General features: G+C 44.4%; 17 protein-coding genes and 2 pseudogenes. 11 read left to right on the top strand and 8 right to left on the bottom strand.

The features are described 5' to 3' along the window. Positions 1–59: 59 nt before the first annotated feature. Together A3712_RS22660 and A3712_RS22655 are read right to left on the bottom strand one after the other, a co-directional pair. Positions 60–1,346, bottom strand: coding sequence for a DEAD/DEAH box helicase (locus tag A3712_RS22660; RefSeq protein WP_004740103.1), 1,287 nt, complete (start codon positions 1,344–1,346; stop codon positions 60–62). Positions 1,347–1,526: 180 nt separating this feature from the next. Then, positions 1,527–2,510: a CobW family GTP-binding protein gene (locus A3712_RS22655; RefSeq protein WP_063525142.1), complete on the bottom strand. Its 984-nt coding sequence runs from the start codon at positions 2,508–2,510 to the stop codon at positions 1,527–1,529. A 584-nt stretch (positions 2,511–3,094) separates the two neighbouring features. On the opposite strand from A3712_RS22655, the gene clcA reads away from it, so the two are divergent. After that, positions 3,095–4,501, top strand: a complete 1,407-nt coding sequence (gene clcA / locus A3712_RS22650) for a H(+)/Cl(-) exchange transporter ClcA (RefSeq protein WP_063525141.1) — start codon at positions 3,095–3,097, stop codon at positions 4,499–4,501. Between the two features lie 249 nt (positions 4,502–4,750). Beyond that, on the top strand, positions 4,751–5,698 hold the full coding sequence (locus tag A3712_RS22645) for a TDT family transporter (protein WP_063525181.1): 948 nt from the start codon (positions 4,751–4,753) through the stop codon (positions 5,696–5,698). A gap of 138 nt (positions 5,699–5,836) precedes the next feature. Here A3712_RS22645 and hmpA read toward each other — a convergent pair whose 3' ends face one another. Continuing rightward, complete coding sequence (gene hmpA / locus A3712_RS22640; RefSeq protein ID WP_063525140.1) at positions 5,837–7,033, bottom strand: NO-inducible flavohemoprotein; 1,197 nt, start codon at positions 7,031–7,033, stop codon at positions 5,837–5,839. Between the two features lie 371 nt (positions 7,034–7,404). On the opposite strand from hmpA, the gene norR reads away from it, so the two are divergent. Together norR and A3712_RS22630 are read left to right on the top strand one after the other, a co-directional pair. Further along, entirely contained in the window at positions 7,405–8,997 is a 1,593-nt protein-coding gene (gene norR, locus A3712_RS22635; protein WP_063525139.1) for a nitric oxide reductase transcriptional regulator NorR, read from the top strand. A gap of 89 nt (positions 8,998–9,086) precedes the next feature. Then, a complete protein-coding gene (locus A3712_RS22630; RefSeq protein ID WP_063525138.1) occupies positions 9,087–9,446 on the top strand; it encodes a glutaredoxin family protein in 360 nt (119 codons plus the stop codon). Positions 9,447–9,549: 103 nt separating this feature from the next. On the opposite strand, the gene A3712_RS22625 is transcribed toward A3712_RS22630, so the two are convergent. Further along, entirely contained in the window at positions 9,550–10,182 is a 633-nt protein-coding gene (locus A3712_RS22625; RefSeq protein WP_063525137.1) for an OmpA family protein, read from the bottom strand. Positions 10,183–10,440: 258 nt separating this feature from the next. Between A3712_RS22625 and A3712_RS22620 the strand changes: the two genes are divergently transcribed. From A3712_RS22620 to A3712_RS22595, 6 genes and pseudogenes are all read left to right on the top strand, one after another. Then, entirely contained in the window at positions 10,441–11,067 is a 627-nt protein-coding gene (locus tag A3712_RS22620) for a thioredoxin domain-containing protein (protein ID WP_063525136.1), read from the top strand. A gap of 56 nt (positions 11,068–11,123) precedes the next feature. Beyond that, positions 11,124–11,597 (top strand): FKBP-type peptidyl-prolyl cis-trans isomerase, encoded by a 474-nt coding sequence (locus tag A3712_RS22615; protein ID WP_063525135.1) that lies wholly within the window; start codon positions 11,124–11,126, stop codon positions 11,595–11,597. Positions 11,598–11,778: 181 nt separating this feature from the next. Then, entirely contained in the window at positions 11,779–12,372 is a 594-nt protein-coding gene (locus tag A3712_RS22610; protein WP_063525134.1) for a TetR/AcrR family transcriptional regulator, read from the top strand. A 150-nt stretch (positions 12,373–12,522) separates the two neighbouring features. Next, positions 12,523–13,554 carry an NADP-dependent oxidoreductase gene (locus A3712_RS22605; RefSeq protein WP_063525133.1) on the top strand — a complete coding sequence of 344 codons (1,032 nt, stop codon included), beginning with the start codon at positions 12,523–12,525 and terminating at the stop codon, positions 13,552–13,554. Between the two features lie 24 nt (positions 13,555–13,578). Beyond that, positions 13,579–14,198: pseudogene (locus tag A3712_RS22600) on the top strand (glutathione S-transferase family protein). A gap of 152 nt (positions 14,199–14,350) precedes the next feature. Next, positions 14,351–16,033, top strand: a complete 1,683-nt coding sequence (locus tag A3712_RS22595) for an RluA family pseudouridine synthase (RefSeq protein WP_063525132.1) — start codon at positions 14,351–14,353, stop codon at positions 16,031–16,033. 134 nt (positions 16,034–16,167) lie between these two features. Here A3712_RS22595 and A3712_RS22590 read toward each other — a convergent pair whose 3' ends face one another. The 3 genes and pseudogenes from A3712_RS22590 to A3712_RS22580 form a co-directional block, all read right to left on the bottom strand. Beyond that, positions 16,168–16,461 carry a YkgJ family cysteine cluster protein gene (locus tag A3712_RS22590; protein WP_082856299.1) on the bottom strand — a complete coding sequence of 98 codons (294 nt, stop codon included), beginning with the start codon at positions 16,459–16,461 and terminating at the stop codon, positions 16,168–16,170. Positions 16,462–16,625: 164 nt separating this feature from the next. Then, on the bottom strand, positions 16,626–17,810 hold the full coding sequence (locus A3712_RS22585) for a D-alanyl-D-alanine carboxypeptidase family protein (protein ID WP_063525130.1): 1,185 nt from the start codon (positions 17,808–17,810) through the stop codon (positions 16,626–16,628). 229 nt (positions 17,811–18,039) lie between these two features. Then, positions 18,040–18,490: pseudogene (locus A3712_RS22580) on the bottom strand (hypothetical protein). A 267-nt stretch (positions 18,491–18,757) separates the two neighbouring features. Here A3712_RS22580 and A3712_RS22575 point away from each other — a divergent pair. Further along, on the top strand, positions 18,758–19,012 hold the full coding sequence (locus A3712_RS22575) for a YgjV family protein (RefSeq protein ID WP_008219360.1): 255 nt from the start codon (positions 18,758–18,760) through the stop codon (positions 19,010–19,012). 257 nt (positions 19,013–19,269) lie between these two features. Here A3712_RS22575 and A3712_RS22570 read toward each other — a convergent pair whose 3' ends face one another. Then, positions 19,270–22,437, bottom strand: a complete 3,168-nt coding sequence (locus A3712_RS22570; protein WP_063525129.1) for a chitinase C-terminal domain-containing protein — start codon at positions 22,435–22,437, stop codon at positions 19,270–19,272. Positions 22,438–22,635: the final 198 nt, after the last annotated feature.

Raw genomic sequence — 22,635 nt, 5'->3', positions numbered from 1 at the left:
CACCTAAAAACGCAAAAGAGCCACAATACAGTGGCTCTTTTCCATAACCAACCGTAATTTTACTTACGACGATTCTTAATTCGCTTCATCATCGCTAAACGACGTTCTGCGCTTGCTTGGTCTTGTGGTGCATCGTTCGCGTTGTTCTTACGACCTTGACGGTTTTTGTATGCCGCTTTCGTGTTTAGCTTCTCAATGTAAGCATCACGCTTCTTAGGTTCGTAACCTGGTTGCTCAACACGACGAATGCGTTGTTGAATCAGTTTCTCAACCTGAACCACAGTTAACTCTTCTTCACGGTTAACGAAAGAGACAGCATGGCCTTGTTTACCTGCACGACCAGTACGGCCAATACGGTGAACGTAATCTTCTGCTAAGAAAGGCATGTCGTAGTTAATCACGTGTGGTAAGTCTTCAATATCTAAACCACGAGCCGCAACATCGGTTGCTACCATTACACGTGCTTTACCTTCTTTAAAATCATCTAGAGCACGACGACGAGCACTTTGCGCTTTATCACCGTGACACAGTACGGCTTTAATACCGTCTAGTTTAAGCTCTTTAACCACTTCGTTAGCGGTTTCTTTATAGTTCACAAAAACCAGCACTTGGCGCCAGTTTTTACGACCAATAAGCTCAGACAATAGCTCTGTTTTACGCTCTTGATCCACAGGGTAAACTACGTGACCTACCGTTGCAGCCGTTGAATTTTCACGCTCAACACTGATACGTTTTGGCTTACGTAAGATATCAACCGACAGTTGGTTTAACTGCGTTGATGTGGTCGCAGAGAACATCATGATTTGTGGAGAAGTTTCTACATCCAACATGATCTTGCGAACCGCATTGATAAAGCCCATATCTAAGATACGGTCAGCTTCATCAAATACGAGGAATTCTAGGTTAGCAATAGACACGTTACCCGCCTCTAAGTGCTCTTCTAAACGGCCTGGCGTCGCAACCAGAATATCAACACCTAGTTCTAATTGACGAACCTGTGAAGACATCTTGTTACCGCCGTAAACCGCAGAAACGCTTAGTTCTGTGTATTTAACGTAGTCTTTAATGTTTTGAGCAATCTGCGCTGCTAACTCACGAGTTGGAGCTAAAATAAGGCCGCGAGCCGTTCCTCGAGATGCTTTTTTACCACTGTTCAGTAGATGCTGGATAACAGGCAATGAGAATGCCGCTGTTTTACCTGTACCGGTTTGAGCAGTAGCAAAAATATCATGGCCTTTACGAGCCATTGGAATTGCTTTTTGTTGAATTGGTGTGAGTTTTTCATAACCGCACTCAGTCAGCGCTTTGACTAACTCAGGAGCAAAACCTTGAGAGGAAAATGACATTGTTACGAGTTCCTTAAGCAGACAGCCTACATTCTTATTTCAGCCAAGCACTATAAAGTAATTAGAGTGATTTATCTCACATTTATCGTGATATAACGCAAATTTTCTCACTTAATTTGGTGTTTACCACACGAACCGGAAGTAAACACCCGATTATTAGGCTCAAACAGAGAATAAAACCTATTTGATACCACACAGCTTGAGCAAGATCTGCTCTAGGTCACCCCAAGGCATAAGCTGTGAGTCGATAACTTCAAGTCGTGATTCAAAGCCATCTAGTGTGATTTCATTGACTGACACAACTTGATTCGCAACGTTGAAAGCAAAGCAACCTTGATCTGTATTAACCACCGCTTTAACCCGCTCAGCCGTTAGATCAGACAGCATTGAGAATAGTGCATCGAATTCGAATTTATATTCTGCGCCAAACAACCAGCCACAGCTAAAGTAACCCTGACCTTTGTTTTCCCTGCGGATGAACGCTTCGCCCGGAGGAAGTTCGAATTGAGGTTCTTGTTCAGCGTGAACATGATGGTGTGATTCAAGATGAGTTGAAGCACTGCCGTACACACGCTCAATGTCCAACACTTCTAGAGGCACTTCACCATCGTGAATCAACTTATGGAACACTTTTGCTGGCGTTTGATCCGTGACCCAATCATTAAATACATCGATGTCTTCAGAGTGAACAAGGTCAACTTTAGTACCAAGAATTACATCGGCACTGTCTAGCTGATCATTAAAGTTCTGATTAGAGGTGTATTTTTCGTTGGATAAGTTACGCGGATCTACCAAACCTAGCGTCGCTTTAAGATCAACGTATGGCGTGTATTGTTCTGAAATTAGGGTAGCAATAACCTGCTTTGGATGCCCTAGGCCTGTTGGCTCAATCAGTAAACGGTCTGGCTTTTGACGAAGCAACACATTAATGCCCACCGACATCGGTACGCCAGCAGTACAACACATGCAGCCACCCGGCACTTCTTTAATCAATGCGCCTTGATCTGTCATCAGTGCACCATCAATACCAATCTCACCGAACTCATTAACCAGAACAGCCCAGTTTTGATTCTCAGGTTTATTTTTCAATAGGTTCAAGATAGCAGTCGTCTTACCAACGCCTAAGAAACCCGTAATTATGTTCGTAGGAACTTTTTTGGTCATATCAGTTCTCCTTTTTAAGGGAGTATATACTCAATTACCGAAAAGTTGACCCCAATCGCTTGTTTATACTTCAATTGATAAATTGAAAACAAGCTCTAGACCTAGGGAAAGTGAGACAAGAAGCTGGTGTGCGTAGTCGAAGGTTTGGCGCTAGGAAAAGGAAATGCTTTTGGATGCTCCAGACAAACTAAAGGCGCACTTCAAGAGTACGCCTCACCCTCGTTACTCAATCGTGAGTTCGCGAATCAGGAAGTCTTGAATATCGACCTGAACATTTAACGAGGAATTAAAACTTTGTATTTTTGAATCCATCCAAATTGTGTGTAAAACCTCATGTCTCCTTGCGGCTAGTTATGTTGCTTTACGAATTAAATATGGTTCATTTTGGCAGTAATTCAAGTTAGCACCGTAGATTCGATCAAAATTGTGACGGTGATTCCACTATATCCTTTATACAATCTATTTATGTAATACACTCCTTTCATAAATGAAATTCAACTTTGCATCTTTGTTGCTATAGGATAAGCAGAGTAGGCGTATAATTTACTTAAGCCCCACCGCATCAACTCAGGAACCAAACTTCAATGACCAATAGAGAGAAATTTAAGCAGTCCCTTTTAGCAAAAATGCCAAGGGGTGCTATCAACCAATTTCTTTCTAGAGACAAAGCTCCCGTTTCAGTTCTTATCCTTTCTTGTCTTGTTGGTATTCTCGCGGGTGTTGTTGGTACCTACTTCGAAGTTGCAGTGCATTTCATAACAGAAACACGTACCGACTGGCTGAAAGATGAGTTGGGCAACCATCTACCACTTTGGTTATCTGCGTTTCTTATTAGTGCAGCCTTTGCTTTCATTGGTTATTTTCTTGTTCACCGCTTTGCCCCGGAAGCCGCAGGATCCGGTATCCCTGAGATTGAAGGCGCGATGGACGGGATGCGTCCGGTTCGTTGGTGGCGAGTTCTACCTGTCAAGTTCTTTGGCGGTATGGGCGCATTAGGTTCAGGTATGGTGCTAGGTCGTGAAGGACCAACCGTGCAAATGGGTGGCAGCATTGGTCGTATGGTCACTGACATCTTCCGTGTAAAAGACGACGACAGTCGACACTCACTGCTTGCCTCTGGCGCAGCTGGTGGTTTAGCAGCTGCATTCAATGCTCCCTTGGCTGGAATCATGTTCGTTGTAGAAGAGATGCGACCACAGTTCCGCTACTCTCTCATTTCTATCAAAGCCGTTATCATTTCTGCCGTTTCAGCCAACATTGTATTTCGTTCTATCAACGGGCAGTCGGCTGTTATTACGATGCCTCAATATCAACAGCCAGAACTGAGTGCACTTTGGTTATTCTTGTTATTAGGCGTACTGTTCGGAATGTTCGGGGTAATTTTCAATAAACTGATCACCCTTTCACAGGACATGTTTGTCGCAATACACAAAAATGACCGCAAACGTTACTTGATGACAGGTACATTACTCGGTGGTTGCTTTGGCTTATTGCTTCTCTACATCCCTGAATTGACTGGCGGTGGTATCGGTATTATCCCAAATGTCACCAATGGTAATTACAGCACCAACATATTGCTGCTAATTTTCATTGGACGCGTGCTTACCACTCTACTCTGTTTCGGCTCTGGTGCACCGGGCGGTATTTTCGCTCCTATGCTAGCACTGGGTACACTCTTCGGTTATGCATTTGGGCTTATCGCGGCTGCATTCTTCCCTGAGTTAAATATAGAGCCAGGTATGTTTGCGATTGCAGGTATGGGCGCACTGTTCGCAGCAACTGTACGCGCACCGATTACAGGTATATTACTAGTTATCGAAATGACCAATAACTATTACCTGATCTTACCTTTGATCATTACCTGCCTTGGTGCCGTTATCTTTGCGCAAATGCTAGGTGGCCAACCAATCTATAGCCAACTACTTAATCGCACGCTTAAGAACGAGAAGTTGAGACAACAAGACCTCCCTCAACAAGAGGAAGTTCGTTAATAACAAATGACTCATAGAACAAAAGCACACATTCAACGTGCTTAATGTCCCGATTCCGCATCAAAGTCAAAAAAGCAAACGTTAAAGTTGCTATCATCCACTCAAAATTAGTTTAGCGCCCTCAACAGCTCTTGATGGCACAACTGCACGCATTAAATAGAGCAAAACCTTTATTGTTAACCATTGTTTTATAAGTCACTAAGTTGGAGCAAGTCGTTGAACTGGAGAAGGTTGACCCAAGTCAAAAACGTGCCGCCATCTCAGGCATCTTTAGCACTTGGTGTTATAGGTCTAGGACAAGCTTGGGCTTTATATATACCAGGCATAGGTGAGGTTATTCGCCCCTACCTCGCTTCACTTGGTGCGCTGCTTCTGTTACCTGTTTTACTTCGTTACCTGACAAGTTTTAATACCTTCATTAATGATATTCGTCACCCACTTAGTGGAAGCTTGATGGCGCCAATGAGCATGGCACTATTGATTCTATGTGACTATTTAGCCGAAATATCACCAATAATCGCCTACCCAATCTGGTTCTGTGCCCTATTACTTCATTTTTCGATGATGGTATTGTTCTTCGGTTTCCAGAGCATCAATTTCAAGATGTCTAATATCGTTCCAAGCTGGTTCCTATACCCTGTGGGCTTGATTAGTAGTTCTCTGGCGGGCACCCAATTTGGACACACAGTGTTTTCAGAAACACTTGCAGCAACATGTATCGGTATCTACTTCTTCTTGCTGCCTGTAGTGCTTTACCGCTTGGTGTTTGAAGGAATCCTCCCCCGTAGAGCAAGACCGACACTAGCAATCATGGCAGCTCCAGTGAATTTATCGCTTGCCGCTTACTTGGTTAATTTCGACCACCCTGACCCAATTCTGACAGGCGCTTTAGCGGGTATTGCTATTACCATGACGTTGCTGATCTACTTATGCTATGTAAGGCTCATGCGGCTGAAGTTCCAACCTTCCATCGCAGCAGTAACCTTCCCATCAGTAATCAGTGCTATCGCTATGTATAGATTAACCACCTTTTTCGGTGCCGAGTATCCACAGTGGTACTGGTTACATAAATTTGGTTTCTTCGAATTGACCATCGCAACTATCCTAGTCGTTTGGGTCGCAGGCGGTTACGTGAAGATGTACTGGCCCGAGCTTTTTGACCCTGATTACATGTCTAAGAAAGTGAAACGTTCTTAACCAATTCAAATAACACTTTCCAGATCGCTGAATCCGCAGCTTCGCACAAAACGAAAAAAGGCCTCATATTGTGAGGCCTTTTGATTGGGCAAGGTTTTTAATAGATCAGGCGAGTGTTAACACAACTCCCTAGACTTCTTAAAAGTTAGCGTGAGGGCCAAATACTTCGTAGTGAACACGAGAGCGGTCAACTTTAAGTGCGTCTAGCTGCTCAACAATGTTCTTCATGAAACCTACAGGGCCACAGATGTAAAAATCGCTGTCTTTGAATCCTTCAGTATCAGAGATCGAAGCAAGATCCATTTGACCTTCGTGTGTGTTTTCACACGCAGATGCTTCTTTGTTCATGTACCATGTCTTCGCAGACCAGCCTTTATCAGCAACGATGTCTTTCACACGTTTAGTGAATGAGTGTTGACCTTCATTTTCACAAGCATGTAGGTAAAGCACTGGCTCGTTTTTCTCTTCAGTATTCAGGAACTCAAGCATTGACTGCATTGGCGTTACACCAACACCTGCAGAGATAAGCGTTACTGGCTTACTGCGCTCTTGATACATGAAGTCACCCGCCGGAGCGTAAAGGCTTACTTCATCACCGATAGCAACCGTGTCGTGTAGGTGGTTAGAAACCACGCCCTGTGTTTCTTGGCTATGGCCTTCACGTTTAACAGAGATGCGGTATTGCTTACCGTTCGGCTTATCTGATAGTGAGTATTGGCGAATTTCGCTGTATTGCGTGCCTTCTGGCTTAACTTCGATACCGATGTATTGACCAGGCGTGTAATCTAGAACGTCACCGCCATCTTTTGGTTGTAGAATAAAGCTTGTTACTAGTGCTGATTCTTCAATCTTGTCTGCAATCACGAACGTACGTGCTGCTTCCCAACCGCCAACAGCTTGTTTACGTTGCAGGTAAAGCTCAGCTTCACGATCGATGAATACTTGAGACAAGAAAAGGTAAGCCGCTGTCCAGGCCTCTTCAACTTCAGGTGTAAACGCGTCTGTTGCCAATTCACGTAGTGTTTCAATCAGGTGTAAACCAACAATTTGGTAGTGTTCTGGCTGAATGTTAAAACTTGTATGTTTCTGAGCAATGCGTTCAACCGCTGTTGTTAACGCTGCTAGGTTTTCAATGTTCTTTGCATATGCCGCGATAGCTTCAAACAGTGCTACGCCTTGGCGACCTGTTCTTTGGTGAGTCATATTGAAGATATCTTTTAACTCAGGGTTATGTGTGAACATACGTTGATAAAAATACTGAGTTAAAGCTGGGCCTGCGCTCTCAAGTAGAGGAATAGTAGATTTGATGATTTTGATATGTGCATTGTTAAGCATGAATTTACTCCGAACACTGAGCCTTATGACCTATTATGTCATTTTGACTACTTAAAAATTAAGAATGACTTATCGATTTTCTGAAAGCTTAGTTATTCTTAGAAACTGAGTTAATTTGACTCGTTTTCATTTCAAAAAATCGCGAAACCTGATTAATGCCACCTGATTGATTGAGATCGAGAATAGTCTGTTTAATCAGCGCTATAATTGGGCTTCACTATCTCTCTTGCACAATCAGTGCCAACTTTTTCAAACCGCGCCAGCACTGGCTTCATTCTCAAAAACCCCTTTTATAAAAATGTCAAAAAGACCTTTTTTTTGAGTCAATAAGACCTTATTATGTATATAAACACACACAGTTAGAGTTTTTTATGCAAGATATCTCCGCATCTACCCTCATGGAAATGACCATTGGCCTCGCAAGTGGTGTAAACGATCAAGATCGTTTTAATCGCCTAATCGATGCCATTCGTAAAACCATTACGTGTGATTGTGTCGCGCTATTAAGCCTTCAAGGTGACACACTAGTACCTATCGCGATGCAAGGGCTCAGCCGCGACACATTCGGTCGTCGCTTTATCATTTCAGAGCACCCACGTTTTGCGGAGATATGTGCATCTCGCTCTCCTGTTCGTTTCGATTCTGATAGTTCTCTCCCAGATCCTTTTGATGGTTTACTGATCGACCATGATGGCGACCTACCAATGCACGCCTGTATGGGGCTGCCTTTGCTATTTGGCGATAAGCTATTAGGGGTTCTAACGCTAGACAGCCTTAAGCCAGATGTCTTCGCTAATATTCCAGCGCGTAATCTTGAAGTATTAGCTGCCATTGCAGCATCAAGCATGCAGATGGCATTAACTTTCTCTCAGCTTGAGCATCAAGCAAAACAATCCAAACAACTATTAGAAGAGTTGAACGTTGAAGCGTGGGAACGCGAAGGCGGTGAGTTGATTGGTAACAGTGACACCATGGTGGCGCTCAAGAACGACATCGCTGTCGTAGCGCCTTCAGAATTCAACATTCTGATTCACGGTGATACAGGTGTAGGCAAAGAACTGGTCGCTCGTACTCTACATCATCAATCGCTGCGTAAGCGTAATCCATTGGTTTACGTAAACTGCGCGGCTATTCCTGAGAACCTGGTTGAAAGTGAATTGTTTGGTCACGTACGTGGTGCATTTACAGGCGCAGACAAAAACCGCTTAGGTAAGTTCGCACTTGCCGATGGCGGTACCCTGTTCCTCGATGAGATTGGTGAACTGCCGCTAGCCGCGCAAAGCAAGTTACTTCGTGCGCTGCAAAACAACGAAATTCAACCTGTAGGTCAAGACAACATTCAAATCATTGATGTGCGTGTTTTGGCAGCAACTAACCGAGATTTAAAGCAAGAAGTGGAAGATGGTCGATTCAGAGCCGATTTATACCACCGATTGAGTGTATACCCTATTGCGGTCCCTGCTTTGAAAGATCGTGGAGACGACATCAGCTTGCTAGCCGGTTTCTTCCTGGAACAGGCTCGTCGTAAGCTCGGTATCAATCAAGTGAAATTCCGCTCTGACGTTCTTGTATTCCTTAACCGCTATAGCTGGCCAGGTAACGTCCGTGAACTTGAGCACGTAATCAGTCGTTCAGCATTGAAAGCACTTGCCCGTAGTACCAACAAGAACCTAGTGACAATCACCAAAGAAGATTGTGGGCCGCTGGATCAAGATCAGCCAGTCGCAACGACTCAAGCGAAAGCAACTCCGCTATCCACGCCAACGGTTGACCTATCGGCAGGCTTACGTGGGGCAACCGACGATTTTCAACGTAGCATCATCACAGAGGTGTTAGAAGAAGCTAACTTTAACTGGGCGCAGGCCAGTCGAGTACTAAAGACAGACCGAGCAAACCTAAGCCGACTATCGAAGCGTTTAGGGTTAAATGTGTCTAAGTCTCACACGATTGAACGGACAAAATAGATATTAGCGGTTTGTTGCGAGCATCTGGCAACACTTGTGTATATAATGCTGCAAATTATAACGCTAATTTTAAATATGTAGAGAGAATTATGAAGTTTATCCGTTGGTTCTTAGGTCGTGTCATTTTGCTATTAAATTTTATTTTTACTCCTCGTGGCGTAAAACGTTCACAAGAAGAACAAAACAAAGTCAACGAGCAAGCTAAATCACACACGCTATACCAATTCGAAGCGTGTCCATTTTGTGTAAAAGTGCGCCGCGCGATGAAACGTCAATCGGTTCAGTTTGAACTTCGTGATGCTAAAAACAATGAACAGCACCGTGCAGAGCTTGAAGCCGGCGGCGGTCGTGTGAAAGTGCCTTGTCTACGTATTGAGAAAGACGGCAAAACTGAGTGGATGTACGAGTCTTCAGACATCGTTGCTTACTTAGAAAAGCAGTTCGCATAAGCTAACAAGCTAAGCGAAAATCAGACACAAAAAATCCCTCGAATGTGAGGGATTTTTTATATCTGCTATTCGTGCTCTATTTTTGAGAACAAAACGCCAACACCTATTTCGCGACAATCAGCATCAGCTCTACTCGGCGGTTGCACGCCTTACCTTGCGGGGAAGCATTGGTACACGCCGGAACATACTCACCAAAGCCGCGAGTATAAATAGAACGACTCGACACATAGTTGCTCTCTAAGCGAGCTTTCACCTCTTTTGCGCGCTGCTCTGACAAAGGATCATTGATACGATCTGTACCGGTGTTATCGGTATGACCTTCAATCACAATATCGATGTCTTGGCGCTTCGAAAGGTAACTACCGAGTGTGTCTAACCATTGATTGTAAGCGGGTTCAGGGAACGCAGATCCTGTTTTGAAATTCACATGTTGTTCAAGTTTTACCATCACATGGTTACCTGGCAACACTTCAAAGTCGATGCGGTTTTGTCTTAGGAACACTTCTAGCGGGTCGTTCGTTGACACGCCGCGACCGTAGTTAGTGGTTATGGTTCTTTGAAGGTGAGAGCTACTCTGCATTGAGTGACCGCCACGGTTTGTAGTCGTTGTTTGAACAACACCCCACTCTGGATGCATCAAATCATAATCCGTCTGCGGTGCTGTCTCTAACAGATTATCGCCTAACATACCGGTTGGTAACGTCGTTTCACACCCAGCCAAAGCTATGCTAAACATTATCGCTAAATATCTCATTACTTCACCAACCACTCATGCAGATAAACCATTTACTAATGTCTGTATCGGCACCCAGAAAAAAACTTTAGACAAAAAGCATGCACTTCTAAAAAAAGTGCTTTTGATCACAGTTAACCGTCAACTAGCCTGTCTTACCTCACTAGTTCGAACTGTTTGCATTTATTTACCTTATAATTGTTTTCCAATTCGTGCTAAATAGTTAGAATCTCAAGACTTCTCAACGCTAGAGTAAACATCATGTTTAAACCATTTACTAAATTCTTCACTGCGCTCGTTGCTGTACTTGTTATTGCTGGTTGTAGCGAAACAGACGAGCCACAAAAAGGCGTTCAATACGAGGCGCTTCCAACTGCTCTAACAGAATTTAACCTGTCACCGATCACTGAAATCTTCTCTTTAAATTGTGGTCACTGTCGCCAAATGGAAAGCGCAATTCCTGAGATTGAGTCTCTAACAGACCAGAAAATTGGCAAGATGCACGTAACATTTAATGAAAGTGCTCAAATCAGCGCAATGATTTACTACACAGCAGTGATGCAGCTTGATGCAACGCCAGACCACGCTTTCATGGACGACTTATTCGGCGCTGTTCAAATGGGTGCAGACGCAACACCAGAGCAACGTCAACAAGCGCTAGAAACTGCTTTTACTTCTCGTGGTTTGGTTAGCCCATACCAGTTGAATAAAGAACAACAAGCAACGCTTTTTGACTATGTTAAGAAAGCAGAAGAAGTTTCAGTAAAAGGTCAGATCAACTCAGTACCAACGTTTATCGTCAACGGCAAATACCAAGTACTGACAGCAGGTCACCAAGACGTTGCTGGCATCGCAAAAACGATCAACTACCTTTTGACTCAACCATAAGCGCGGCTTTAGTCAGCTCATTAATAAACTAAGCAATAAATACAATAGGTTTTACTATGTCTAAATTTGTCATCCCGGTCATCGTCTTTCTTTTGGCGGGTTTCATGATTTACCGTACTTGGACAAATCATAAGTCTGGTACAGAAAACTTCGAACAAGGTCAACAGTTCCTGCTAGAGAACGGAAAGAAAGAAGGTGTGATCACGACTGAGAGCGGTCTTCAGTACCTAGTTCTTGAAGAAGGTACTGGTACTATTCACCCTACTAAAGACAACAAAGTAACGGTTCACTACCACGGTACTCTGATCGATGGCACGGTTTTCGATAGCTCTGTAGAACGTGGTGAGCCAATCTCATTCGCTCTTAAGCAAGTAATCAAAGGCTGGCAAGAAGGTTTGACTTACATGGTAGAAGGCCAAAAAGTCCGCCTATTCATTCCAAGCACGCTAGGTTACGGCAAAGGTGGTACGGGCCCAATCCCACCATCAGCAACACTGATTTTTGATGTTGAGTTAATCTCTATCCAGTAATCTACTCGCTTGAAAGTAAGTAATACGTAGAGCCCCGACATGCACACATGTCGGGGCCTTTTTATTAGTAAGCCATTGCTTTAAAAGTACCTAAATACCAACAATCATCCAGTTAACACGATTTATTAAGCAATAACACAGCAAATAGACGACTGGTCTAATTTAAATTATAGTATCGACCATGAACGAGAAAACGAATGATACACGCCTGCATATTTTGAATGTTGGCTATCAACTCATAGTGAACAACGGTTTCAATGGCGTTGGTTTATCACAATTGCTTAAAGAAGCGGAAGTTCCGAAAGGGTCGTTTTACCACTACTTTAAATCAAAAGAGCAATTTGGTGAGGCGCTAATCCAGCACTATTTTGAGAACTACATCACTAAGATTGAATCCATTTTAATGCACGGTGAAGGCAACCATTATCAACGAATCTTGAGTTACTTTTCGCTGTGGTCAAAGATTGAGAACGGTACCTGTAATGCGCACAAGTGTTTAGTCGTTAAGCTCAGTGCTGAAGTATCAGACCTTTCTGATCCTATGCGTCAGGCTCTGCTAAAAGGTGCTGAGAAAGTCACAACAACCATCCAGCATTGTATTGTTGGCGGTATTGAAGATGGCTCTATCTCAGTAGAAAACAGCCAAGAAGCAGCCCAGAACTTATACTCAATGTGGTTAGGCGCCAGTTTATTAAGCAAGTTAAGCCAAAGTTCACAGAGCTTAGAATCGGCATTACGCCTCACCGAACAAATTTTAAAAGGTGAAAGCCATTAACGCGCACTGCGTTTTATTGGCATTTACTGTTTTAGCTTAAAAGAAATCACCCGCCCTCTTATCAACTTGATGACGGCGGGATTTTTAGGAAACAAGACTAGACGACTGGTCTAATTCTAGATAAGCACAATATAAAATTAAGGACATCCAATGACTCAACAAGACAATCGTCGCATCGTATTAGCTTCTCGCCCTGTCGGCGCACCAACTCAAGATAACTTCCGCTTAGAAACCGTTGCTGCTCCAAAAATCAACGAAGGTGAAATGTTACTTCGCTCGGTTTACCTATCTCTCGACCCTTACATGCGTGGCCGTATGAATGATACAAAATCTTATGCCGATCCAGTCGCTCTTGATGAGGTGATGGTTGGCGCAACTGTGTGTCAGGTTGTAGCATCAAATAACAGCGATTATGAAGTTGGCGAATGGGTCTTAGCTTACACAGGCTGGCAGGATTATGGCGTGTCGAACGGTGAAGGTCTTATCAAGCTAGGAAAAGAACCGACTCACCCTTCTTACACACTGGGCATCATGGGCATGCCAGGCTTTACCGCCTACATGGGATTACTGGATATCGGCCAACCGAAAGAAGGCGACACGATAGTGGTAGCGGCTGCAACTGGCCCAGTAGGCGCTACGGTTGGACAAATTGGTAAGTTAAAAGGTTGTCGTGTCATTGGCGTGGCAGGCGGTCAAGAGAAGTGTCAATACGCGAAAGAGGTTCTTGGTTTTGATGAATGTATCGACCACAAGGCAGATGACTTCGCAGAGCAATTAGCAAAAGCGTGTGACAAAGGCATCGACGTTTACTTTGAAAATGTTGGCGGCAAGGTATTCGATGCAGTAATGCCTCTGCTTAATACAGGCGCTCGAATTCCTGTTTGTGGTCTTATCTCGCAATACAATGCGACATCACTCCCTGAGGGCCCAGACCGTATGTCTAGCCTTATGGGTACCCTTCTAGTTAAGCGCATTAAGATGCAAGGCTTCATTATCTTCGACGACTACGCGCATCGTTACAATGAATTCGCAACTCAAATGACCGAATGGCTTTCTCAAGGAAAAATGCACTACCTCGAACACCTAATTGAAGGTTTAGACGAAGCGCCACAAGCTTTCATGGGTCTATTAGAAGGCCAGAACTTCGGTAAACTTGTTATCAAAACTAACGAACCAAAATAGCTCAAGGATAGAATAGGCAGAACTATGATTACTTTACATCACCTGAATAAATCGCGTTCGAAGCGCATCATCTGGCTACTCGAAGAGCTTGGTGTCGACTATCAGATCAAACCTTACCAACGAGACAGTGTCACGTTTTAGCACCACCTGAACTGAAGTCTGTTCACCCTCTAGGCAAATCTCCAGTCATTGAAGATGATGGCATGGTGATCAGTGAATCTGGCGCGATTACTGAGTACCTCATTGACAAATTTGGCCAAGGTAAATTTGCACCAGCACGCGGCACAGCTGAATACGTTGAGTATTCTCAGTGGCTACACTTTGCTGAAAGTTCGGGCATTTTACCAATGCTGCTTAAGATCTTCGTGATGAAAGACGGCGCCGAAACAAACTTCCTTGGTGGTTATGCTGATGACGAAAATCAAAAGATACTAACCTTCGTAAACCAATCTCTTGAAGGCAAAACCTACCTTGTAGGGGAAACACTCACTGGCGCTGATTTTATGATGTCGTTCATCGTTGAAATCGTCGGTAACTTTGGTGCTACTGCGCTCTACCCTAACATTGCTAAATATGGTGAGCTTTTGGCGAGCCACCCTGCTTACCAAAAGGCGGAGCAACTCGAGTTAGAACACTCCAATTAATCGAGGTTCAGTCTATTCAATGCGTCCATAGCGTGAAAATGACTGTCTAAATGAAGCCAAAGCCGATTTATCTTTCGCTTTGGCTTCTCATTTACCTTCATTTCGACAACAATATCGAGCTCTAAACTGAATACCCATAGAGTTTGATCTTCATGTCAGCAAACATTGCTCAATACACACCACTGCGCACCTTAGACCAAACGGCGAATCAAGACTTATCGCTACCAGAGCGTTTTACATTCCCGTATTACTATACTCCGCACCCATTGTGTGAAATAGCGATGCAGCAGCTTCAACAGTCACTGCTTGACTGTGGTGCGGATGAAACGTCACAAGGTAATCTCTATGCCGTTCTTCTGGTTCAACATCCTCGAACTCAAGAATTGGGCTACCTTTCTGCATTTTCAGGTTTACAACTCGATTCGTCGTTAGAGTCTCAACTATCGAGCTTGAGCTTTGTTCCATCTGCATTTAATAAACAGCAGTTTGAAAACCAAAACACAGACCGTTTAACTCAACAAGCGACTCTAGCTGACGACATTGCTAACCTAGAGCACACTCATAACTTAGATGAACTGACATCAACGCTGAGCGAACTTAAAAACGACGCGACCAAAGCAATAGAAGCCTTTCAGCTCACCATGGCTGCCAACAAAGCACAGCGCAATGAACTGAGAGAGCAAGCTAACCAAGAGAAAGCACTCGGCAATCTAGAGTCTGCGGCCAACCTACTTAAGCAGTTAGGTAATCAAAGCAGCCAAGAGAAGCGAGACCTCAAAGCACTTCGTATCGAGTGGAAACAGAAGATCGCTGAAAAGCAATCACAAGTAGACGCTATCGAAAGCGAGCTTAAAAGCCGTAAGAACGACTACCAGGCAATTTCTGCAGAATTAGAAACACAGCGCTTGTCTCACTATCGTTTTATCAACCGAGCCGCAGAGTCAAAGAGCTTGCTTGAATTGTTGGATGGTAAAGACGCGCTTGAAGGCTCTGGTGACTGCTGCCTACCTAAATTGCTTAACTTTGCCTTTGAACACGGCTTTACACCGTTAGCTTTAGCCGAGTTTTGGTGGGGACTACCACCAATAGATATTATTCGACAACACGGAAACCTCTACCCGGTTTGCCAAAGTAAGAGCTTTGAGATCCTTGAGCATCAACTCAATGGCATTGAGCTAGAAGATAATCCACTTATCGTGAACCCTGCGGTCGGTAAGTCGTTTGACATTGTTTATGAAGACCAAGAGATCGTGGTCGTGAACAAACCCGAAGAGTTCTTGTCGGTTCCGGGCAAGTTCATCGAAGACTCAGTATATACGCGTATAAAAGCACGCTATCCAGATGCAACAGGCCCTTTGATTATCCATAGATTGGATATGTCGACGTCTGGCTTGTTGATCTTGGCGCTAACGGCCGAGTCCAACAAGCATATCCAAAAACAGTTCATCGATAGAACGGTCGAAAAGCGTTACACCGCACTGCTTGATGGTGAAATAACGGGTCAATCTGGTGACATCAGCCTTCCTTTGCGTGGCGACATTACCGACAGGCCAAGGCAGCTCGTTTGTCATGAACATGGGCGCAATGCAGAAACACACTGGCAAGCGGTCTGCACCAATGACGGAAAAACAAAGGTGCATTTGTATCCTAAAACAGGCCGTACCCACCAGCTCCGCGTACACTGCGCTCACCCACAAGGACTTGGCGTACCAATTCGTGGTGATGACCTATATGGCTACAAACGCGAACGACTGCACCTTCACGCTGGCTACCTAAAACTGATTCACCCAACAACCGGGGAATGGATGGAATTTGAAGTGCCTTCTGAGTTTTAAATCGACTCGTTCTCACACAAAACTAAATCAGTAAAACGAATCAGGGCTCTATATCAAATCGAGATTTAAAGCCCTGACTTACAAGATATCGTATATTGATTTAATAATATGCATCAACCGGTTGCTAATACAACCTAACCCATCACCTCTTTACGCTGATCGATACACTCAAAAGAGCCCATTTCAAACTCACGGCAGATCCATGGTCGGTTTTCATAGATAGTGCACATCAGTGTTTCCCTATCTACCGCAGAGCACCAACCATCATCTAAACGTTTCATGGTTTCACCGCCCCACTCATCGTAAGCAATATGCTCTTCTGGGACACCGGTATCTGTGATGATCATAACCTCTAAACGACAACAGCATGCCTGGCAATTGGCGCAAGTTACTTCAGGTTCGGTGATGTTCTTTATCTCTATGGTCATAAGTAACTACACTGCTAAATTTTGCGTATAGTAATCGAAACCATCAGCGACTGCTAATAAAGAACGTTATTCACCTCGCTTTGTCCAGTTCTGAAACAACAAAAGGCGCCGTGATCAAATCACAGCGCCCATTCATTTTACTTTTCGTTCTGGTGTCAGTTCGCTTAGAACAGACTTGAGAAGAACAATTTAATGTAGTCCATCAAACGTTTGAACAAGCCACCTTGTTCAACCGATTCAAGTGCGATCAAAGGCTGAGTTTGAACATCTTCACCATCAACCGTGTAATGAACGACACCTAGAATTTGACCCTCTGTAATCGGCGCTTTGAGTTCCGAGTTTAATTCGATAGATGCGGTTAGCTTTTTGCTGTCTGACTTAGGTAGCGTGATAAACGTGTCTTCTGCAACCCCAAGCTTCAAAGTGTCTTGGTCGCCAAACCACACTTTCTCTTCAACCACTTGGTCGCCGCCTTGGTGGACATTAAGCGTATCGAAGAATCGGAAGCCGTAACTTAAAAGCTGCTTACTGTCTGACTCACGACTTTTAACACTTGATGCGCCCATCACCACTGCGATAAGTCTCATTTCACCTTGTGTTGCCGAGCTCGCTAAGCTGTAGCCCGCACCCGAGGTGTAACCCGTCTTCATGCCATCAACCGTTAAGCTTCTGTCACGGAGCAAGCCATTGCGGTTGTGTTGCGTGATGCCGTTGTAACTGAAAGAACGCTCACTGTATAAGCCATATACATCTGGAAGATCTTTAATGATCGCTCGGCCAAGCATTGCGATATCGTAAGGCGTTGAATATAAGTCGTCTGCGTCTAAACCATGCGCATTAGCAAAGTGAGTGTTTTCCAATTTAAGCGAAGCAGCCCAAGAGTTCATCAAATCAACAAAGGCATCTTGAGAACCAGCTACATGCTCTGCAATCGCAACACTGGCATCGTTACCCGATTGAATAATCAAGCCTCGGTATAGATCCATCATCACGACGTCAGTATTTACTTCGATGAACATTTTTGAAGAGTCAGGGAAATTCTTTGCCCAAGCGTTTTCACTGATTCTGATTTTATCATCAGCGGAGATGTTGCCTCGCTTCATCTCCTGACCTGCCACATAGCTGGTCATCAGTTTAGTCAAGCTTGCTGGATTCAACTTGGTGTGTGCATTTTTTTCGACGAGCACATCACCAGAATTAAAGTCGATTAACACATACCCTTTCGCACCTAAACTAGGCGGGGCTGGTACTATAGTAGGGGCGGCGATAGCTGCTGTGCTAACCATCGCTGCGTTACTTACAATGAATATACTTAATAAAGGGAGAGAGTATTTGGAGAACAGTTTCATTGAATTAAACCTAAGTTAACATTTTAACCAGTATAGACAAATGCTAGCAAAAGAAGCGCGAACTTTACGTTGCTTTACGCAAATGTACCTTTAGTTACAAATAAAAAAAGTATATTCTGCGATCTGTTCATTTTTCTAACCGTTAATATTGACCAAGCAAATACTCTTCTCACTTAGCTTTTTATCTCCCTGGCATTTGTCTAAATAGCATCTCCACAAGACCAAAAATTCATTCTTCGCTCTCACTTTCTTCAAGATCCGCCTGAAGATCTGTTTGCGCTCGCGCTCGCCACTGGACCTCCTGAGAGTTTGGCACTGAAAACACAATCTATAAAGTACCTTTTCGGCTAGGCCAAAGCCAACCACCACGTCACAAACACCTCTAGCTTTCTCTAAGCGGTGCCCTTTTCAGTTTGCTGCTCTTGAATCGCATCACGTACCATGTCAGTCACGACGGTTTCATTGTATTTCTTAGAAAGATATACCTGTTCTGATTGTGGGTGCCATGAATAAGTTTTGACGCCATTTGTCATAAACTCGAAGTCACCGCTAGTAACGACACCATAATCATGCACAGGCAGTTGATCTTGAGTCGTACATGCCGTCAGCCCAATGGTCATCAAGTTCATAAGCACAGCGATCTTTATACTTTGTGTTCCACAAATGGATCGTTTTATCATAGTTAGAGCCTTTACCTATACATCAATAACTATTAGTTCAACCACCAACATAACTAATAATTATGTTAGGCAAAATGCATTAAACGTTTGCGTAATCGCTAACCTTCACTTCTACCTATTTTGGAGGTTTAATCACAAAAACGGAGTTGGTATAGTCTACCCCGTTAAACATAACCAGACCATTCGAGGCACGGAGCTTCCTCAATCATCTCATGAAGAGAAGAATTGGTACCGACAAAGTATCGGCAAATTTAAGAGGGTCAAACAATGGAATTCAATATGGTTGAGATTTTAGGTTACGCTGCATCTATTATGGTCGCAATTTCGTTAACAATGAAAGATATCGTTCGCCTACGTGTCCTTAACTTCATTGGCTGTGCACTCTTCACAGCATACGGCGTTATGATTGACGCTTGGCCAGTGGTTGCAACCAACGGCTTCATCGCATGTGTAAACATCTACTTCCTTGCAAAAATGCAAAAGGAAAAAAAAGCGGAAGCGATGAAAGAAGCAAAAGCTTAATTTAGCGACTAGCGATTTCAAACTATTCTGAAAAAGCCCAAGTAGAGCGATCTATTTGGGCTTTTTTATATCTGTTATTCCTCTACACGCTCACTACCTTCTACTTTTTCACCGTTCAGACATAGCAGGCGTAAAACATAGTAAGACCATGAATAAAAAACGCCGAACAGGATTGAGTTCGGCGTTTAACTCTACGTTATGTGGTTTGTCTTAGGAGACTAAGCTAGAAGGCTCTCACCCCTATCAACACATCAATACTATGAACACACTTTGGTCCAGCTACCGTCACTGCCCGGCTCAGAACTTGTCCACCAGTTAGCTTGGTAAATGCTGCCATTGTGAACCACTTGGTCACCCGTATTAGCATGGCTTGGGTTGCCGGCCCAGTCTTTCTGAGGCAGATCTGGGTACACTGTTAAGCCTGCAGTATCACAAGTGCCAGGGTTTGTGCCACCGTCGCCAGGGTTACCGCCACCAGAACTGATATCACCTAAAGGTAAATCTGGTTGCTCAAAGCTAAAGGCATAATCGACACCACCTACGTTAACGGCATAGTTTGCAGGGCCTGAAATTGGTAAGTAATACACCATGTCCAGTTCATACACGCCACCAGCAGGCAGTTCTTTCCATGCAGGTAATGTGAAAGCTACACGGTGCATAGTACCGTCTAAGCCACCAATGTTATCCGCACGAGTATGACCCGACGCAATCACAGTCAAACCACCACCAGATTGGTCTTTCGCGTTGTCTGGTGCAGATACAGGAATATCAAACTGGAACTCTGTACCGCCAAGCAGTGCTTGACCCGTATTGTTGGTAAACGTGATCTTAGGATTAATTGGGTAGTTTTGGTCACCGACTTTGAAACCACCAACAGATACTGCGATGTCTAATGCTTCGGTAGGAATTGCACCAGTCGCGACTTTGTTGCCATACGGCGTTGCCGACTTAAACTTATCGTAGATAGCTTTAGTCATTGTGTTACCCATGTGGAACTCACCGTTACCGGTGTTACACGCTTGCTCTGTGGTATCAACCGTTGTGCGGTTGCCACTTGCATCAAGTACATAACAGTTGTAGTCGCCAGCCAGTTCCCAGAACATGATGCCGCCGATTTCTTTGTCGATAACGTAGTCCGCTTTCACGTTGATAGACTCTTTATCTTCCGTAGAAAGGAACACGCCTTTTTCAGCATTCCATAGCCAAGGTGCAACCGCCACGCTGTCGTAGTTACGCGTGTAAGTGCCTCTTAGAACATCTGTTGGATCGTTTACAGGATCAAGCTTGTAAGCATCCGCATAAGACCCCCAAATGCCTTTCTCTAGGTTCTTCGCATGCCACATTGGGTTCGAACCTGCGCCCATTTCGTTTCCTTTAGGGTCGGTATCGTGCCACATGTTATCGATACCAATCGCGCCGTGACCACAGTTGTTCTTCTCGCCTTCACCTGTACCAGCGGCACATTCAGATTGATTAGGCAGTGCAGCTCGGCCCCAAAGACCATTTTCACCACCTGTTACACCCTGCCAACCACGCGTGTAGTAAGGCACACCGATGTTAATGCGACCAGCTGGCATTGAACCGCGGAAGTAATGGTAAGCCCAATCCGTGTTCAGGTAGCCAATACCGCCATAAGCCGCCGTGTCGTATACGTTCCACTGTGCTAGCTCTGAATCTTTACCTGTATCGAACAAGGCAGCGTTATGGCCAACGTGATCGTTCCAAGCACCGTGAAGATCGTAAGACATGATGTTCACGTAATCAAGATATTGAGTGACATCGAATGTTTCCATACCGCGCAACAGGTAGCCAGAAGAAGGTGCCGCGATAGTTAACATGTAGTGATTGCCATCTTCAGCAGACGCCACATCAAGCTTCTCACGCAATACTTTCATCAGTACTTGGTATGAAGCCCATAGGTACTGTCGACGTGGTTCCATGAAATCTTTGTCGTATGGGTTACCCGCACCAGCCATTGAAGTTGGATACTCGTAATCAATATCTAGACCATCGAATTGATACTTACGCAGCATTTCAACCGCTGACGTCGCGAACGTTTCGATGCCTTGATGGTTGATTGAGCCATCAGCATTGGTCGTCATAGTGTAGAAACCACCGTCAGCTACACGGCTACCGTCTGTGGCAAAGTGGCCACCAGTCTCAGCCCAACCACCAATTGAGATTAGTGTTTTAACACCGTGTTTTTTCTTCGCAGTTGCGAGCGCACCAAAGTGACCTTTAAAGCCTAATGCAGGGTCAACCTCTACTCCCGGCCACTCTTTACCGACAGCAGCATTATTTGGATCGTTTACGTCACCAACGTTCACTTTGCCATCTGAACCGATGCTCACGAACGCGTAGTTAATGTGTGTGAGTTGTTCCCAAGGAATATCATTCACTAAGTAAGACGCTTGCGGGTCGTCTCCTGCACGCCAACTGGTAAAGTAGCCAATCACACGACGAGGGTGATCCACGCCCATTTTCTCACGGCCTTTATCATCGTAAATTGTACAGTAAGGAACATCGACACCTTGCATTTGATACAGGCCATCAGGACGACATGTACTCACCGTTGGAGCACCATTCACCTTCAAAGAAGCCAAGGCTGATTCCGTTGTTGCACCTTGATCGTCGGTCGCTTTTGCGTATACAGACAAAGTACCTGCTTGAGTGGTTGTGTAGTCAAGCGCATAGGGGCTTGTTGCAGCCGTTCCAACTAAAGAACCTGCCACATAGAAATCGACTTTATCAACCGTACCATCGCTGTCTGCAGCCATTGCAGTGAGTGTTACCACGCCACCTACATCAACAGAAGCCGCTGAAAGTGCAACTGATACCGTTGGCGCTTCATTGCCAGGTTGCAGTGAATCAACAGAAACAGATACCGCGCTTGCTGCACTCGATGCACCTTCATTGTCTGTTGCAACAACAGAAACCTGATGGCTGCCCGACGTTGCTGCCCAAGTCGCTTCAAATGGTGCCGCTGTTACTACTGCGACGGAAGTACCATCTACAAAGAATTCTACTGAAGCAACACTACCATCAGCATCGAGTGCCGTAGCACTTAACACGACATTATCACCCTCAACGATCACATCTGACACGGTAGGTGCTGTTAACGAAGCAGTTGGCGCTTCATTTGGCGTGCCACCGCCGCCTCCGCCGCTACACACATCAATCCTTTTCCATTGTGCGTAGTCACCTTCAAATTGGCTCGGGTTGTTGTTTTGATTCCAGTAATTCGCTGAGTAAGCGCTGCCGTCATGTGAAACCTGATCACCACCGGTGTATACCGTGGCAGAATCCCACGCTTCTAACTTTGAACAATCAACAGCCGCGTAGCTGTTGAATGCCATTAAGCATGACGCGGTGAGAGTACTGAGTGTAAAAACCTTCTTGGCCACTCTTCCTTGGTTTAGGTGCATGTTAGCTGTCCCTTAAGTTATTGTTTCAAGATGCTTAATTTAAGTGTCATATTTCTCACCACTTAAATCTCTTTGCAAAACAACTGTAGGTAATAGTGCCAATTTAACACCTAAAATATTCGATATTTATAAAATGACTCGCATTAATTTGTTTATAGCATGCAATGAGCCGACACTTATTTTGCACGAACAACTAAT

Origin of the sequence: Vibrio sp. HI00D65 (assembly GCF_001635455.1) — a bacterium.
GTDB lineage: Bacteria > Pseudomonadota > Gammaproteobacteria > Enterobacterales > Vibrionaceae > Vibrio.
Note: the sequence above shows the minus strand (reverse complement) of the source record. Positions and strands in the feature narration are given on the sequence as shown.

Excerpts from the sequence above, each read along its gene's own strand:
- clcA (WP_063525141.1), top strand. The coding sequence starts at position 3,095 with ATGACCAATAGAGAGAAATTTAAGCAGTCCCTTTTAGCAAAAATGCCA.
- norR (WP_063525139.1), top strand. The coding sequence starts at position 7,405 with ATGCAAGATATCTCCGCATCTACCCTCATGGAAATGACCATTGGCCTC.
- A3712_RS22655 (WP_063525142.1), bottom strand. The coding sequence starts at position 2,510 with ATGACCAAAAAAGTTCCTACGAACATAATTACGGGTTTCTTAGGCGTT.
- A3712_RS22660 (WP_004740103.1), bottom strand. The coding sequence starts at position 1,346 with ATGTCATTTTCCTCTCAAGGTTTTGCTCCTGAGTTAGTCAAAGCGCTG.
- A3712_RS22610 (WP_063525134.1), top strand. The coding sequence starts at position 11,779 with ATGAACGAGAAAACGAATGATACACGCCTGCATATTTTGAATGTTGGC.
- A3712_RS22575 (WP_008219360.1), top strand. The coding sequence starts at position 18,758 with ATGGAATTCAATATGGTTGAGATTTTAGGTTACGCTGCATCTATTATG.
- A3712_RS22605 (WP_063525133.1), top strand. The coding sequence starts at position 12,523 with ATGACTCAACAAGACAATCGTCGCATCGTATTAGCTTCTCGCCCTGTC.
- A3712_RS22620 (WP_063525136.1), top strand. The coding sequence starts at position 10,441 with ATGTTTAAACCATTTACTAAATTCTTCACTGCGCTCGTTGCTGTACTT.
- A3712_RS22590 (WP_082856299.1), bottom strand. The coding sequence starts at position 16,461 with ATGACCATAGAGATAAAGAACATCACCGAACCTGAAGTAACTTGCGCC.
- A3712_RS22615 (WP_063525135.1), top strand. The coding sequence starts at position 11,124 with ATGTCTAAATTTGTCATCCCGGTCATCGTCTTTCTTTTGGCGGGTTTC.
- A3712_RS22625 (WP_063525137.1), bottom strand. The coding sequence starts at position 10,182 with ATGTTTAGCATAGCTTTGGCTGGGTGTGAAACGACGTTACCAACCGGT.
- A3712_RS22570 (WP_063525129.1), bottom strand. The coding sequence starts at position 22,437 with ATGCACCTAAACCAAGGAAGAGTGGCCAAGAAGGTTTTTACACTCAGT.
- A3712_RS22595 (WP_063525132.1), top strand. The coding sequence starts at position 14,351 with ATGTCAGCAAACATTGCTCAATACACACCACTGCGCACCTTAGACCAA.
- hmpA (WP_063525140.1), bottom strand. The coding sequence starts at position 7,033 with ATGCTTAACAATGCACATATCAAAATCATCAAATCTACTATTCCTCTA.
- A3712_RS22585 (WP_063525130.1), bottom strand. The coding sequence starts at position 17,810 with ATGAAACTGTTCTCCAAATACTCTCTCCCTTTATTAAGTATATTCATT.
- A3712_RS22630 (WP_063525138.1), top strand. The coding sequence starts at position 9,087 with ATGAAGTTTATCCGTTGGTTCTTAGGTCGTGTCATTTTGCTATTAAAT.